The organism is Sinobaca sp. H24, from assembly GCF_023845525.1.
In genome coordinates this window covers 16,021-31,033 of sequence record NZ_JALBWT010000028.1, presented here as the reverse complement: position 1 = coordinate 31,033, position 15,013 = coordinate 16,021, and the positions used below count along the sequence as shown (strand labels likewise).

At 46.2% G+C, this 15,013-nt stretch carries 12 protein-coding genes, 1 pseudogene and 1 riboswitch; of the genes and pseudogenes, 2 read left to right on the top strand and 11 right to left on the bottom strand.

Annotated features, from left to right (window positions below):
* Positions 1 to 80: 80 nt before the first annotated feature.
* Positions 81 to 180, bottom strand: a riboswitch (purine riboswitch).
* Positions 181 to 249: 69 nt separating this feature from the next.
* The 4 genes and pseudogenes from MMY81_RS24660 to MMY81_RS24645 all read right to left on the bottom strand — a co-directional run bounded on the left by MMY81_RS24660 (position 250) and on the right by MMY81_RS24645 (position 6,188).
* Positions 250 to 2,373 carry a transglutaminase TgpA family protein gene (locus MMY81_RS24660; protein ID WP_252314908.1) on the bottom strand — a complete coding sequence of 708 codons (2,124 nt, stop codon included), beginning with the start codon at positions 2,371 to 2,373 and terminating at the stop codon, positions 250 to 252.
* A 12-nt stretch (positions 2,374 to 2,385) separates the two neighbouring features.
* Positions 2,386 to 3,582 carry a DUF58 domain-containing protein gene (locus tag MMY81_RS24655; protein ID WP_252314907.1) on the bottom strand — a complete coding sequence of 399 codons (1,197 nt, stop codon included), beginning with the start codon at positions 3,580 to 3,582 and terminating at the stop codon, positions 2,386 to 2,388.
* The gene (locus MMY81_RS24650; RefSeq protein ID WP_252314906.1) at positions 3,579 to 4,544 is read right to left on the bottom strand and encodes an AAA family ATPase; all 966 of its coding nucleotides are present in this window, start codon (positions 4,542 to 4,544) and stop codon (positions 3,579 to 3,581) included. Before MMY81_RS24650 ends, MMY81_RS24655 begins: the two co-directional genes overlap by 4 nt.
* A 283-nt stretch (positions 4,545 to 4,827) precedes the next feature.
* Positions 4,828 to 6,188: pseudogene (locus tag MMY81_RS24645) on the bottom strand (sodium-dependent transporter).
* Positions 6,189 to 6,424: 236 nt separating this feature from the next.
* Between MMY81_RS24645 and MMY81_RS24640 the strand changes: the two are divergent.
* Positions 6,425 to 6,814 carry a hypothetical protein gene (locus MMY81_RS24640; RefSeq protein ID WP_252314905.1) on the top strand — a complete coding sequence of 130 codons (390 nt, stop codon included), beginning with the start codon at positions 6,425 to 6,427 and terminating at the stop codon, positions 6,812 to 6,814.
* 52 nt (positions 6,815 to 6,866) lie between these two features.
* Positions 6,867 to 7,643 carry a class I SAM-dependent methyltransferase gene (locus MMY81_RS24635; protein WP_252314904.1) on the top strand — a complete coding sequence of 259 codons (777 nt, stop codon included), beginning with the start codon at positions 6,867 to 6,869 and terminating at the stop codon, positions 7,641 to 7,643.
* A gap of 1 nt (position 7,644) precedes the next feature.
* Here the strand turns inward: MMY81_RS24635 and MMY81_RS24630 are convergent, their stop codons facing one another.
* The 7 genes from MMY81_RS24630 to MMY81_RS24600 form a co-directional block, all read right to left on the bottom strand.
* Complete coding sequence (locus MMY81_RS24630) at positions 7,645 to 8,586, bottom strand: 2-hydroxyacid dehydrogenase (RefSeq protein WP_252314903.1); 942 nt, start codon at positions 8,584 to 8,586, stop codon at positions 7,645 to 7,647.
* A 159-nt stretch (positions 8,587 to 8,745) separates the two neighbouring features.
* Entirely contained in the window at positions 8,746 to 10,131 is a 1,386-nt protein-coding gene (locus MMY81_RS24625) for an acetamidase/formamidase family protein (protein ID WP_252314902.1), read from the bottom strand.
* 191 nt (positions 10,132 to 10,322) lie between these two features.
* The gene (locus MMY81_RS24620) at positions 10,323 to 11,345 is read right to left on the bottom strand and encodes a TAXI family TRAP transporter solute-binding subunit (RefSeq protein ID WP_252314901.1); all 1,023 of its coding nucleotides are present in this window, start codon (positions 11,343 to 11,345) and stop codon (positions 10,323 to 10,325) included.
* Between the two features lie 24 nt (positions 11,346 to 11,369).
* Positions 11,370 to 12,461 carry an AMP-binding protein gene (locus tag MMY81_RS24615; RefSeq protein WP_252314900.1) on the bottom strand — a complete coding sequence of 364 codons (1,092 nt, stop codon included), beginning with the start codon at positions 12,459 to 12,461 and terminating at the stop codon, positions 11,370 to 11,372.
* Between the two features lie 20 nt (positions 12,462 to 12,481).
* Entirely contained in the window at positions 12,482 to 12,964 is a 483-nt protein-coding gene (locus MMY81_RS24610) for an AMP-binding protein (protein ID WP_252314899.1), read from the bottom strand.
* 51 nt (positions 12,965 to 13,015) lie between these two features.
* Positions 13,016 to 13,375 carry a hypothetical protein gene (locus MMY81_RS24605; RefSeq protein WP_252314898.1) on the bottom strand — a complete coding sequence of 120 codons (360 nt, stop codon included), beginning with the start codon at positions 13,373 to 13,375 and terminating at the stop codon, positions 13,016 to 13,018.
* A complete protein-coding gene (locus tag MMY81_RS24600) occupies positions 13,351 to 14,985 on the bottom strand; it encodes a TRAP transporter permease (RefSeq protein ID WP_252314897.1) in 1,635 nt (544 codons plus the stop codon). Before MMY81_RS24600 ends, MMY81_RS24605 begins: the two co-directional genes overlap by 25 nt.
* Positions 14,986 to 15,013 lie beyond the last annotated feature (28 nt).

Genomic DNA, 15,013 nt, shown 5'->3' with positions numbered 1-15,013 from the left:
GCATAAAAAAATCCGTAAAACCCCTTCATTATACATAGAAAACGAAGGCTGTCTTACGGATAGCGGAGCACGTGCTGCTCTTCTATAAAGACGGCCTTCGTAGTCCAGTCATTAAGGTGCCCGGGTAGATACTCCCGGACCTATTACCGGGGATATACGAAGTATTTATTGTTTGTAATACGGTTCGGCTGCCTGCCGCTGCGTACGATGAAAACATGCCTTTCATTTTATCAGCAGCCTTACAAGCGGTCAAGATGTTATTCGATGAACCATTTCTTTCCATATGCTGCTGGCTTTTTCAACGTCCGTCAGCTCTGCACGTCCCCCGTAATAATATTTCTCGAATTCCCGGGTTAAAAATCTCATATCATCTGTCTGATAATGATGATCCATTCGTTCTGCATATTCACGCAGCGTCTCACTATCTTCTTTTTTCCAGCCGGCGTAGCCGAGAAGCCAGAGCAGTGAATAGAAAGACTTAACAAAAGTCCCTGTATCATCCATATGACGATATTTAGCCAATATATAAGCCGTAATCAATTTCCGGCGAAATACAAATCCAAGCACAGCAGCTATCCCGGCCAGAAGGAGGAAAGGCCATAGCGGCATCGTAAACGAATCTCCGGCTGCCTGCTGATTCTCTTCCGGTTCTTCCTGCTCTTCTTCTAATTCCTCATGATCCTCTTCGTCCTCCGGGGGTTCCACTTCTGCTTCTTCACTATCTGCAAATTGATAGTCTGCTTCTGCATCAAATCCGCGGGTTGGTTCAAACGGCACCCAGCCCGTTCCCGGAAAATATACTTCCACCCAGGAATGGGCATTGGCATTTGTTACCTCATAAACCGATTCGTCTTCAGAGGACTCCACCATTTCCCCGCCCGTGTAGCCTTTTACCCAGCGGGTTGGGATATCGAGTGTCCGGAGCATTACGGCCATAGAAGTAGAAAAGTTATCGCAGTAGCCAACCTGTGTTTCAAATAAAAACTGTTCCACATAGTCGGTGTCCTCATCCGGCACCGCTACATCCTGTGTGTTATACGTAAATTCCGGACCGCGCAGGTAGCTTTCTACCGCTTTCACCTGGTCATACCGGTTATCCTCTTCCGCCGTCAATTCCTCTGCCAGTTCACCGATAGAGGCCGGAAGATCATCCGGAGTCTGCAGAAAAGCTTCATCGACTTCATCCTCCCCGCCTCCAGTTACCTGCCTCATCTCTTCTACCGGAAAAGAAGCTTCTTCGTAAACGACATCATAGGAGGAGAGAGGAAAGCTTTCTCCATTCCGGCTGGCATCTGCCCTGCCGGTATAGCGGTCAAAGGAGAAAGATACGTCATCGGCAGCATTTATTTCTTCAGCCGATCCCGGATAAAAAGCAAAATCATTTGTCCGGCCTTCTGCCATGGTGATGCTCATCTGTTGTTCTTCTGTCGGCGTCTCTTCCGCGTAAAAAGAGCTCGAGAGCGTTCCTTCTGAAGGAGTAGCAGTTTCCCACCCCAGGCCGGTGTATTCATCTTTTGATTCACCGCGCCAATAGCCGCTTCCAGTACCTGCAGCTGTAAATACTGGACTGTCGTCCATTTCAAATCCGCCGCCAAGGCGCTCATCGTTGGCACCGTAGCCGATCCGCTGCGTTTCGCTTCCGTCTTCGGTGTCTCCGTCCACGCCGGTTCTCGCCTGAAGAAACGGCACAGGGTCCGCCCACTGCGGCTCTGATTTAGGAGCGGCAATGCCGATTCCAGCAGCCGTGACGAGGACTGCCAATGTAAGTGCAGCCCAGCGGAGCCAGACCTTTCCTCTTTTTTCTCCTGGAAAGTATTCAGAAAGACGATCCCACTGCAGAAGAGCCAGCAGTACAAATCCGACTGCAAAAATGCGGATAATGGCCCCGCTTCCATTATAAGGAAGGAATGTGTCCATAATACCTATATAAATAATGGTAAAAACAAAAAAGAATAAAATCCGTTTCGCCTGAATCACCCAAAAATAGACAAGATAGCTCATCACGGCCAGCAGCAGCAGAAATAAAAAAGTCCGGAATGGATCTGTCAGCGCATGCCACTGTCCAGCCAGCATTGTCTCGATATTTACCGAAATTTCATTTGAAAAGTTGAGCCACCACGCCGGACTCAAAAAGCTCGTTTCAAAAAATACAGAATGAAGCGCGTATAAAATACTTCCTCCAATCAGCATTACATGCAGCCACCATGGAAATCGGAAGAACGTCACAATAAAGAAAAACGCCGAGGCTGCCATAAACATCGGAACAAATCCTGTATCGGATATGTCGGGAAGGGGAAGCAGCCATTCCATTAATAGAATATATCCCAGTACGTACATAGCGAACATCTTTGGCGTTCGTTCGGAAAGATTCATGCCCTTCCCCCTTTATATGAGATTAATCCCGTCCGTCCCGGGACGGGCAATAAGGACACGTATGCCTTGCTTTCTAAGATTCGTTAACATATTACGGGTCTCCTCCATATCAGAGACGCTTGTTTCTACAAGACAGATTGTTACTTCACGGCCATACCATAAAAAAGACTGCAGCTCTTCTATTCTTTCAGAAGATAAAGAAGAAGTAACAAACAGCAGAGAGTTGGAAGAAGGTACTTTTTGAAAGAAAGGAGCGCCTCCTTTTTTACCCGTATCAATATCGGCTAAAGCAAGCCTTTCGTACATAGCTTTAAAGTGAACCATGCTTCCGGCTTCCTCCATAGCAATATGTGGCTCGGAAGAAAACGCCAGACCGGTGGAAATACTTCTGGTCCGATTTTCATTGGCTAACGCAGCCGCGCATTCAATAACAGACTCAAATGCCTCCTGGTCCCTTTCCTGGAGCAGATTCTCAACAATTAACAGGTAGCCTTCTCCTTTTTGGGATTCAAACTCTTTTGTCACAAGCTTTCCACCCCTGGCTGTTGCTTTCCAGTCAATGCTTGTCATACGGTCTCCCGGAACATAATCCCTGGCGCCTGCGATAGAATAGGCTTCCTCTGTGGTCCGGCGGGACACCGCTACGTCATCGGACTGTTCGTCGGATGACGGCTTCCATCCGAGCAGCGGCTGTATTTTAGGAAGAACAAGGATATTGCTCTTTACCGGGCTTTCATAGTCCTTTGTGAAAAAGCCGAACAAATCACCGGCCTGCAGATGAATCTGCTTAAAACGGTACTCTCCTCTGCGCACTCCTTTTACGTCATACTGGTAGGAGACTGTTTTTGCCATCGAAAAAAAATAAATGGTGCCGGAGGGTCTGCCGGTCCCTTCCAATCCATATGGCACATGATCCCATATGCTGATAAATACGAGCGGAAAGGCAAATCGTTTCGTCATCGTCAGGTCCACGGTAATTTGTTCTCCATGGGCCAGCGTCTTTTTACTGGAAGTCCGCTCTATATGAATCCACCTAAGCGGAAACAGCACAAACAAAAGGTTAAATAAAATAACCGTCATAATACTGTAAAACAAAAACCAGGACACAAAGCCGCCCTGAAACATAGCGTACGCATATAAAGCTCCTGCCAGCGCAAGCACAAACAGAAGCTTTACATATTTTATTACTCCGTACCAGACATTTCTCATTTATTTACCGTTTCCGAGGAGGACGTTGGGACACGGAGCCTGGAAAGAATTTCGTTAATCACATCGGCTCCCTGTCTGTCCATAACCTGCAGGTCAGACCTCAGCATCATTCGGTGCACAAGCGCGTAAGGAGCAAGGTATTTCACATCATCCGGCACGACAAAGTCCCTGCCCTGCAGGTATGCATAGGCCTGTGCCGCTTTCATCAAAGCGATCGATCCCCGCGGACTCACTCCTAAATATACTTCAGAGTGCTCTCTCGTTTCTCTTACCAGATTAACGATGTACTGCTTGATGGATTGATCAACGAATACACGACCCGCCTCATACTGCATGGCAAGTATTTCTTCGAGTGACAGTACATGATCCAATTCTTCAATCGGGTGACGCTTCTCTACTCTATTTAACACCTCAAGCTCTTCGCTCCCCGATGGATAGCCCATTTTCATTTTTAAAAGAAAGCGGTCAAGCTGCGCTTCCGGCAGCGGATAAGTACCCCCATGCTCAATTGGATTCTGTGTCGCCATCACAAAGAAAGGCTCATGGAGCTTTCTGGTTATTCCATCCACGGTTACACTGCTCTCTTCCAATGCCTCTAAAAGAGCGGACTGGGTTTTCGGCGAAGTCCGGTTTATTTCATCAGCCAGCACGACATGGCTCATAATCGGACCCGAACGAAACTCAAATTCCATCGTTTTTTGATTGTAAATCGATACCCCCGTCACATCCGACGGCAGCAGATCCGGCGTAAACTGAATACGCTTGAACTCGGCTCCGATGGACCGGGCAATAGCCCGAACCATCATCGTTTTACCAACTCCCGGCACATCTTCAAGCAGAACATGCCCTTTGGCCAGTAAGGCCGTTAAGCTAAGTTCAATTTCTTCTCTTTTTCCAACGACAACCCGTTCTATGTTTTCCATTACTCTATTTAAGGCGGCGCGCTCGACTGTCACGTTCATTCCCCCAATACTTTACAGCTTCATTTATCCTCTTTTATAATATCACATATCCGCTTTCCAGAGATAGAATCCCCTTGATATGACACTTGTTTCAGACCGCGAATGAGAGGGAATATTATTCTATCTGCCATGCATTATGTATAGGGCTGAAAGGAGTGATTCGATGATCCGGGGATGCCTTACTTTTATAGGAGCCTGTGTTGTAATAGGGATTATTCTTTTAATCATTCTTTTATAATACGAAAAAGGAGCTGTCCCGCATTCGGGATAGCTCCTTTTCTATTTAAAATATGCCTATCGCACTGAGGAAGATCAACAAAATCGCAATCGGTGCAATAAAGCGGAGGATAAACAGCCAGATATACCCAATCGTTGTCTGACCAAAATCAGATTCACGCAGCGCATCGACTGTCTTCCAGCTCCAGCCGACAAACAAAGCAATAATCAGTCCGCCGAGCGGAAGGAAAATATTAGATGCAATGAAGTCAACAGAATCCAAAATACCATTGTCGCCAATAATCGTTACGTTCGACCACGGACCAAAGCCGAGAGAAGAAGGAATACCAATCAAGAAAATAATCGTTCCTATAACAAGAGCTGCACGAACCCGGCTCCAGTTAAACTTCCGCATGAAGAAAGCTACAGCGACTTCCAGAATGGAAATAGCGGAAGAAAGGGCCGCTGCCGCCAGCAGAAAGAAGAAACCAAGACCGACAATACCGCCGGCAGCAATATTATTGAATATATCAGGCAGAACCATAAATACAAGTCCCGGTCCCGAACTTGGATCAATGCCAAAAGCGAAAACCGCCGGGAAGATCATTACACCCGCCAGAATAGCAAAACCCGTATCCAGTCCAGCTACGCTGAAAGCAGCGCCCGGAAGCTGTTCTTTTTTAGAAAGATAGCTTCCGTACGTAATCATCGTACCCATTCCAAGACTCAACGAGAAAAATGCCTGACCCAGCGCTGCAAGATAAACCGCCGGATCAGAGAAAGCCGACCAGTCCGGCGTAAACAGGAAGGAAAGACCTTCCGAAGCGCCTCCGAGCGTTAAGCTGTACCCGGCCAGCACAATCAAAAGTACGCCAAGAAGCGGCATAAGGATTTTATTGGAAAGCTCTATTCCCTTTTTCACTCCAAGCATGACGATAATGATCACGAGCGCCATGAAAAGAAAATGCCAGAGAATCGACTGCGAAAAGCTGCCGGTAAAGGAGACAAAATATCCTTCATACCCTTCAGCCGGAGCGCTCCAGAAGCTGCCGTTCAGATACTGAATAAAATAGTGCATGATCCAGCCGGATATAACGGCGTAAAAGGACAAAATCATAAATGCTGCTGTTACACGAGCAGCCCGGCATACCGCCATGCACCACCGGAGGATAATGATTCAAACGATCCCACAACGTCCTGCTGGGAGCGCCTGCCGATGGTAAATTCAGCCATAATAATCGGAATACCGATAACCAGAATACATAAAAGATAAATCAAAAGAAAGGCGCCTCCACCGTTTTCTCCGGCTACATAGAAAAAACGCCATATGTTTCCAAGTCCGACAGCTGATCCCATTGCCGCCAGAATAAAACCAGTCCTAGAAGCCCACTGCTCGCGTGGTTTGTTCGTATGTAGTGCCACCGTCATCTACTCCCCTTTTTATATGTGCCTTATTGAGAACCTGCTTTATCTCATTAACGCATTTTATCTTTTCTATATTAAAGCATTAGAGCGCTTTTTTCAGCAATTATTCTAAATAATTTTCTGATTTTTTACGCTTCCTTCTGACCCTCTTTATCTTTTTATAACTTTATACCCATGACTTTCCTTTATTATGTTGTATAATTTGAGAAAAGGTAACCGTATGAAATAGGAGGAATAAGATGGAATTCGGTACGATAGACCCTTCTGCATTTAAGCTCGCTGAACGTTATGTCCTCTCCAAAGTGCTGCTTGATACCGAACCAAAGCCTGTGTCTCCTGCCCCTGCTCCTGCTGCTTTTTCTTATTCAACCAGTTGGAAACCTGCCTGTCAGCTTTTGCTTGAACGTGATATTTTGGAGCTGGAGCGGACCCTTGACCACCTGAATATTGCCATTATTATTGATTATCACGCTATTAGACAAGCTCTATTTTTCACCGTTATGTATCGTGAATGTGAAGAGAAAATTATTATGCAGGACAATATAGTAAATAAGAAGCTGGCTGAACTCGCCAGCTTCTATACTCAGGGAAATAACAGCTTTTTCGTTGATCTTCATTCTACTTGCTGACCGTTGCACCCCTTCTTCATTTCTTATAAAGTCAAGACAGGAGGGGATACTAATGAGCATGGACTTTCACAGTCAGGATAACAAACATTCCTATTCTACTAGAGAAGCCGGCAGTGCCTGGCTTAATGAGGCAGCCGTTATTACAGCCGGCCAATCTATAGATCATGCAGTCGATATAGGCTGCGGAGGCGGAATCTACAGCCGGGCATTACAGGCGCTTTCCATTCCGAAGGTTACAGGAATAGACTTTTCAAAGCCGATGATTGCCGAGGCAGAAGCACACAGCACCAGCTGTCCAGGTGTTCATTTCCAGACTGGCAGCGCTTATCAGACTAATTTGCCGGATGATGATGCAGATCTGGTACTTCTTCGCGCCGTCACCCACCATTTATCCGATATTCATATCTGTTTTAGTGAAGCGTCACGCATTCTTAAGCCCGGGGGATTTTTTATCGTACAGGACCGAACGCCTGAAGACTGTTTTGTCAGCGGCTCCACCACCCATATCCGCGGTTGGCTGATGGAATTCTTTCCACAGCTTGCTCTGCAGGAAAAGAAAAGACGTCATTCCCGTTCCTATTTATCCGATAACATGAAAGAAACCGGCTTTTCTTCTATTGAAACGCGCTCTTTGTGGGAAACAAGAAAAGAATATAATACTCCCGAAGCATTGTTTGAGGACTTACGCGCCAGAACCGGACGTTCCATTCTCCACGAAGTCAGCGATGGGGAAATAGAAAGGTTTATTACCTTCCTATCCTCCAAACTGCCTCCTGAAGAGAAAATAATCGAAAAAGACCGCTGGACTATCTGGATCGGGCGCCGGTAATTTATCCTTCTATTTTATGTTCCGGGACCTTTCCTGCAAGAGCAGCCGCGCATTGTTCAGCTGCATCCTGATACATTGCTTCTCTTGTCTCTCTCGTAGCAGATCCGATATGCGGGAGCGTAACTGCAGTGTCCAGAGCAAGCAGCGGATTGTCCGGACTTGTCGGCTCCTGCTCGTATACATCAATACCGGCTGCCAGGATTTCTTTTGTTTCCAGCGCTTCTACAAGGTCTTCTTCTTTTACGACAGCTCCACGGGCAGCATTCAAAAAGACTGCTGTCTTTTTCATTTTTTGAAAATGCTCTTTACGAATAAAGTGCTTCGTTTCTTCTGTTAAAGGAGTCATGACGAGCACAAAATCAGAGTCCTTCAGCAGTTGATCCAGATCAGCGTATTTGGCCTCTACGTTCTGCTTTTCACGACGGTTATGATACAGTACGTCCATATGAAACCCGAGAGAAGCTCTTCGCGCCACTTCTTCTCCAATCTTCCCCATCCCAATAATACCGAGCGTTTTATGATGGACATTTACTCCAAAGAAAGTTTCATCGCGCTTGTCTGTCCAGCGTCCTTCCTTTACACCTTTATCTGCCTGCGGAATTCTTCTGGCTGCTGCAAGCATCATTCCCATAATAGTATCTGCCACTGTATCAATAAGTACATAAGGCGTGTTGGTCGCCGTAATACCTCTTGCTGTAAGAGCCGGCATGTCTAAATTATCGTAGCCGGTGGAAACGTTGCTGACTACCTGCAGCCTCGGCGCTTTTTCCAGCAGCTTTTCGTTAATTGGATACCCCGCCCCAATTAAGCCATCTGCTTCTGGTAGCGCTCTCAAAAAAGCGTCCTCGTCTTCATGGGCAGGGTATACTTTGACTTCCGCATGTTTTTCCAAATAAGCCAGAACATGCTCCGGCGGTTTCGTATAGGCTACAATTGTAGGCATTTTGTTTTCTCTCCCTTTTCTTATTTCTGGTTACTATGCACTCTTTCCATAACCGCTTCCGCTATTCCTGCTTTTTGTTTTATCTCTATTATTCTTGTTTGTCCTTTTTAAATAAAAAAGACCTTCTGATTTTCTCAGAAAGTCTTAGTGATTTAAAATTTATGAGACGCTGCGATTTTTTCTTCTAATCAGAAACACCGCTCCTCCAAAAGCAGTCAATGCTCCAATTAAAGCAAACAGCGGCATATTGGAGGCTGTATTCGGCAGCACACCGCCTTCTTCCATTTCAGTATTCTCTTCATCTTCTGCAGCAGCCATTTCTGCAGCATTTAAGGCTATTTTCTTTTCAAAGTCCGATTTGCGGATTAATGAATGAATACCTTTTGTCTGGTCCACTACCTGCGATACTTCAAAGTCAGTTGCGGCGCTTAAATACGCCAGTGCTTTGGCACGGTCCATTCCAAATTCTTCGTCCAAAAAGTCAATGGATTCTCTCGTTGCTTCTTTCATTGCTTCATCAAGATCCTCATTCAAACCAATCGGAATCCAAAAATCTTCCGTTTCTCCAAATGGCTGGGTGAAATCTTCAGAGTCTCCCGGAATCTCATCTTCTCCTTTTTTCAGAACGGTCAGCCGGAACGTTCCACGAAGGGACCCTTCCAGCGCTGTTAATGCCACTTCTCCATCACCTTGTGAAAAATGAGGATCGCCGGTGTAGAACATTCCACCGTCCACTTTAATAGGCAGATAAAGAGAAGAGTCCTCTCCAAGTTCGTTAATATCAATATTGCCGCCGGTTTCTGAAGGCGGAACGGAACTCACATATTCTTCTGTTGCAGAAGCTACTCCCATCATCCCCATAAACGGATCCAGCGGGAATGTGACGTCTTCACCCGGAATTTCCCCAATCCATTCCCCATCGACTTTTTCAATCGGAGTAAATGTAGATATATTGTTGTAAAGCTCGGGATTATCCTCATCTGCTCCTTCCTGAGGCCCTTCATTTTCAGGAAACTCGCCGGGAAGCGCTCCTTTATAATGACGATTGGATATGACACCGTAAGGAACACGAGGTTCCAGGTCCAGCACTTCAATTTTCAGCACATCGCCGGGCTCTGCTCCTTCAATTGCCACCGGACCGGTAACAACATGAGGGCCGTGCTCATCAAAGTCATGGTCGATATCAGATTCAGCAATGTCTTTTGCTTCTTGTAAAATTTCATCTTCTTCGATTCCGTATTCTTTAAAATACTCTACAGGATCCCTTCCCTGATCTTCCATGATTCCTTCATGGGAGACTGTATCAAACGTTACAGTCTCACCTGATTCAATGGTCTTTATTGCTTCACTATCTAAATTCGGCAGGTCCCCCCATTGTATATTTTCTACTGTAGACGGTATGTAATGATCCCCATCAGCTTCTTCCGGAGTGATTGTGTTCTTTGTAAATGATGCTTCCTGCTCTGCAGATACGCCAGCTGCAAATGGAAGGCTCATTAATACTGCCATAGAGCCTGTCCCTATTTTTTTCGTCAGATCATTCATTCATGCTCCCCCTTTTATTATAGAACGTTCTCATTACTGTAGCAGTTTCCATTACGAAAGGTAATCAACACGGAAGATAATCTAACATTAAATATAACTGCACGCATAAAAAAGCACTCCTTTTTACAGGAGCGCTTTCGCTTCATCTTTATCTATTTTTGAAGAAATACTTACTGATTTGTTAAAATTATTTATTCGTCTACTACGCCTTCTTCCTCATAATACTGACTTGCTCCGGCATGTATATTTTCTTCCGGATTCACAAGGCCGTGGTAGCCGGTTTCTATATCAAAATATTCTCCGCGGTTAGGCTGCTCTTCAACAAAACGGTCTTCGTTTTCCCAGAGAGACCTGGTGAGTTCGTATACCGTTTCATCGTCCACTTCATCATGAACAATAAGCATCGCCATGGTGGATACCGTTGGAGCGTCTTCTTCCTGATTCGAATAAGAGCCGGCAGGAATACTCATGTCGATATCATATCCATAATCCCCTGCTCCCAGCTCTTCCAGAGCGTCATCCGGAATTGGCAGCGGTTTAATCGCATTGGTTGAGTCGAGTTCGTTCAGCCCTGTCACATAGGGAGATCCACCCTGCACTACCATATCAATGCCGCCGTCTCTCATTTGATTGTTTGCATCGCCATATCCATTGTACGTGACGCTTCCTCCATTCGCTTCGATATCTTCAATGGTGTAGCCCATTGCTTCAAACACTCTTTCCGCTGTCTGCGAACTGGCATCCTCGGCCTGGCCGGGCACGATATCTGCCCCGCCTTCGAGCGCTTCTTCAATGGAATTATACGGACTGCTGTCCAGGACAGCAAAGTTCCAAAGCGTTGGATATAATACAGCAATTCCCTTAATATTCTCCTGAGGATCTCCTTCGAATGCCCCTCTTCCTTCAACGGCGTCAGCAAAATCGGATGCGAAAGCCATTCCTGTTTTCATTTCAGACCCGTCATTCACATCCCGAATATTACTGATGGCGCCGCCCTCAACGACCGTTACGCTCGCCCCTTCAATATCGTCCATCCATATATCCGTCATCAGTGTAGATAACGGATACCACCCGGACGCCGTCGGTCCGGATATATGAGAATGCATCAAATCCTCGCCGCCTGTTTCCCCTTCACTTTCACCGTCTCCGCCGCCGCCGCAGCCTGTCAGCACTGCTATTCCCGTCATTCCAATAAGGTATCTCCATTTTTTCATCTCATTTTCCCCATTTCTTTATTTTTATCTATTCTGCTTTTCCTCGCTCAGCCTGCGCCGCAGTATCTTTCCTACGCTGGTTCGGGGAAGACTTTCTCTAATTTCAATTTTTGCCGGTACTTTGTATACTGCCACGTATTCTTTCAGCCACTCTCTCAGCTCTTCAGGGGTCGTCTGTGCGTCTTTTGTTAACGTCACGGCGGCATATACGGTTTCTCCTCTGTACGTGTCAGGCACTCCGAATACCACGGCCTCCTTTACTTGAGAATGCGTGTATAACACCTGCTCCACTTCTACCGGATAAATATTGTAACCGCTTGCAATAATCAGCTCTTTTTTTCTTCCAACGATATAAAAATAGCCTTCCTCATCCATTCTGGCTAAGTCGCCGGTGTACAGCCATCCATTCCGCAGGGCATGCTTTGTTTCTTCTGCTCTGTTCCAATAGCCCTTCATTACCTGTGGTCCTTTTATTAGAAGCTCTCCTACTTCTCCAGGCACTACCTCTGTTTTTTCATCCTCCGGGCTCACAATCATACAGTCTGTATTAGGAATCGGAATACCTATACTTCCTATTTTTCTTTTGCCGCTCGCAGGATTGCGGTGTGTGGTCGGTGATGTTTCAGATAACCCGTATCCTTCGAGAATGACGGCCCCTGTTTTCTCCTGAAACTGCTCCATTACGTCTACCGGCATCGGCGCCGATCCGCACATACAGAGTTTCAATGACTGCATCGTCTCCGGCACAGCGAGAGGATGCTGCAGCATAGCAATATATACTGTTGGCACAGCAGAAAACAACGTTGGCTGTTCTTTTTTTATCAGATGTAAAAAGGATTCTGTTTGATAACGCGGAACACATATAACGGCGGATCCTCTGAAAATCCCCAGCAGCAGCACGGCCGTCATTCCATATACATGATAAAAGGGGCTTACGCCAAGCAGCTTTTCCTTTTCCCGGCTGATATTTTTAACGGTAAAATGAACATTTTGAAATATATTGGAGAAAATATTCTGATGAGTCAGCATGACCGCTTTCGGCAGCCCTGTTGTGCCTCCCGTGTACTGCAGAACAGCTGTTTTTGTATCAGGATTATATACCGGCGGATGAGACAATGGTCCTTTCCCCTTCTCTATTAAATGCTCCAGGCTTCCGAAACCAGCTGTGCTTTTTTTGAAATAATACATTTTGTCCGTAAACCGGCGGAGGCCTCCGCCATTTTAATCTCCTGGTCCACTGTTCCAAACGCCCATTCGGGCTCCGCATCCTTAAAAATCCCGGTGGTTTCTGCACTTGTATAAAGAGGATTCACCTGGATCACAGTCCCTCCTGCGTAAAGCACAGCAAAATAGGTGACTATGTATTCTTTTGTATTGAGGAAGAGAAGCGCAGCCCTGTCTCCTTCTTTAAACCCCAGCTTTTGTAAACTGTCCGCCAGATCGATCACTTTTTGATAAAGCGTTCCATATGTCCAGCGAACATCTTCTTCGATCACCGCCTCTTTTTCGGGAGAGTTAAAAGCAGACTCTTCCAGCATGGAAAAAAGGGACTTTTTTGGAATCTCTATCTCATGTTCCACATCGTCCGGATACCAGGCTAACCAGGGTTTTGTTCTCATTTACTGCCTCTCCTTCCTGTGTGCAGCCAGCTGTTCATTTATTGATGAGAATCAGTAAGAAGCACGTTTTTCTTCTGAAGAGATGATGGTTTTGCTTTTACGGTTCGGCCATTGAATAAAGAGAATGCCGACAAAGAGGACAACACCGATGGCATCTGTAACCGGGTCGAGCACGACCAGCAATACAGCTGAAGTAAGAAATAAAAGCCGCTGCCATAATGATGCATGGGTCACCGCGTGTCCCTGGATGAAGCAGGCAAAAGCTAAAAGTCCTATCGTAGCCGTCGTAATTCCTAAAATGATCGTTAACAGGCTGTCTCCTTCAAGAAGCAGCGTAGGATTGTAAATAAACATATAAGGAAGCAGAAAAGCAGCAATACCTATCCTTAATGACTGAAACGACGTCTGCATGGGCTGTCCGCCTGCAATCCCCGCCGTAATATAGGAGGTGATGGCAACCGGAGGGGTAATGCCTGAAAATATTCCAAATAGAATACAAACAGATGCGCTGCCAGCACCGGTACGCCAATCTGCGTTAGACTTCCGACCGCTACCGTTGCAAGAATGACATATGCTGATACAGTCGGCATTCCCATTCCTAAAATAATAGAAGCTACCATGATCATTAAAAGCATTGGAAGCAGTTCTCCGCCGGAAAGATCAACCGCCATTCTTGAAAACCGTGTGCCCAGGCCGGTCATGATAACAGACCCTGTAATAATCCCTGCTCCCGCACAGGCCATAACCGTTGCGATCGAATTTCGAATGCCTGTCTCGATGGCTCCGAGCATTTTCAGAAAGGATAATCTGGTTTCTTTACGGATCAGACTGATCAGAAGAAGGGATATAATAGCCCACATTCCAGCACGCATAGGGCTGTAACCCTGTACCATCATTCCGATAATCAGCACGAGAGGGAGGATTAAATAACCTCTTTTTAAAATCACATCCCAAAAGTTGGGAAGCTGTTCTTTAGACATCCCTTCAAGACCCTGCTTCCTGGCCTGCAGGTAGATCATTACACTTGCCATGAAAAAATATAAAACAGCCGGCACCAGGGCATAAGCGGCAATTTGTATAAACGGGATACCAGTGTATTCTGCCATAATAAAAGCGGCGGCACCCATAATCGGCGGCATAATCTGGCCGCCCTGCGAAGCTACGGCTTCCACTCCGCCTGCGAAATTCCGGGAATATCCAACTTTTCTCATCAGCGGAATCGTAAACGGCCCGGTCATGGTGGCATTGGCTACACCATTTCCGGTAATCGTTCCCATCATTCCGCTCGACAGCACAGAAGCAAGTGCCGGACCGCCGCGTATACGGCCGGTCAGGGAAAAAGCAAAATCAATAAAAAACTGGCCGGCTCCTGTCCGCAGCAGGATAGAAGCAAACAGCAGGAACATAATCAGAACGGTGGAAGCAATATAAATTGGATCCGAGAAGATACCATTTGTAGAAATAAACATCGTATTGATTAATCGATCTGTTCCGAAACCCGGATGCCCTGCAAGACCGGGAAACCACGGTCCTATGAATACATACACGGTGAAGAATAAAGTAATGACTGCCATGGCTGTGCCAATAGTCCGCCTTACTCCTTCTACAATTAACCCCATCATGACAAATCCTGCTGTAATGTCATACCACTGCATGGAACTGCCTCTAAACGTAATCTCCGGATAGGCCAGAAACGTAAAGACGACCAGGGCGCCTGATAATATAAGCGGCACGATATCAAACAGAGGGTGCATGCCTTTTCCGTTTTTCTTGAATGGCACGTAGCTAAAGCACAACAACAGTGCAATAGAGGTGAAAACCGCTCGGTGCTGCCAGGCCGGCATGCCGCCAAAAGCAGCAGAGTAAATAATATAAACGGCGAGTCCTATACTGACGAGTGATAAAAACAGACGCCACACCCGAAAGAGAGAAGTCCATTCTGTTTGTTTATCCAATGCTTTCTCTAAATCACTTCTTTCTTTTTCCGGTGTATCCAAATCTATTTTTTCGTGAGAAGCCATTTTATTCCCCCCTCTATGCCTGTATTGG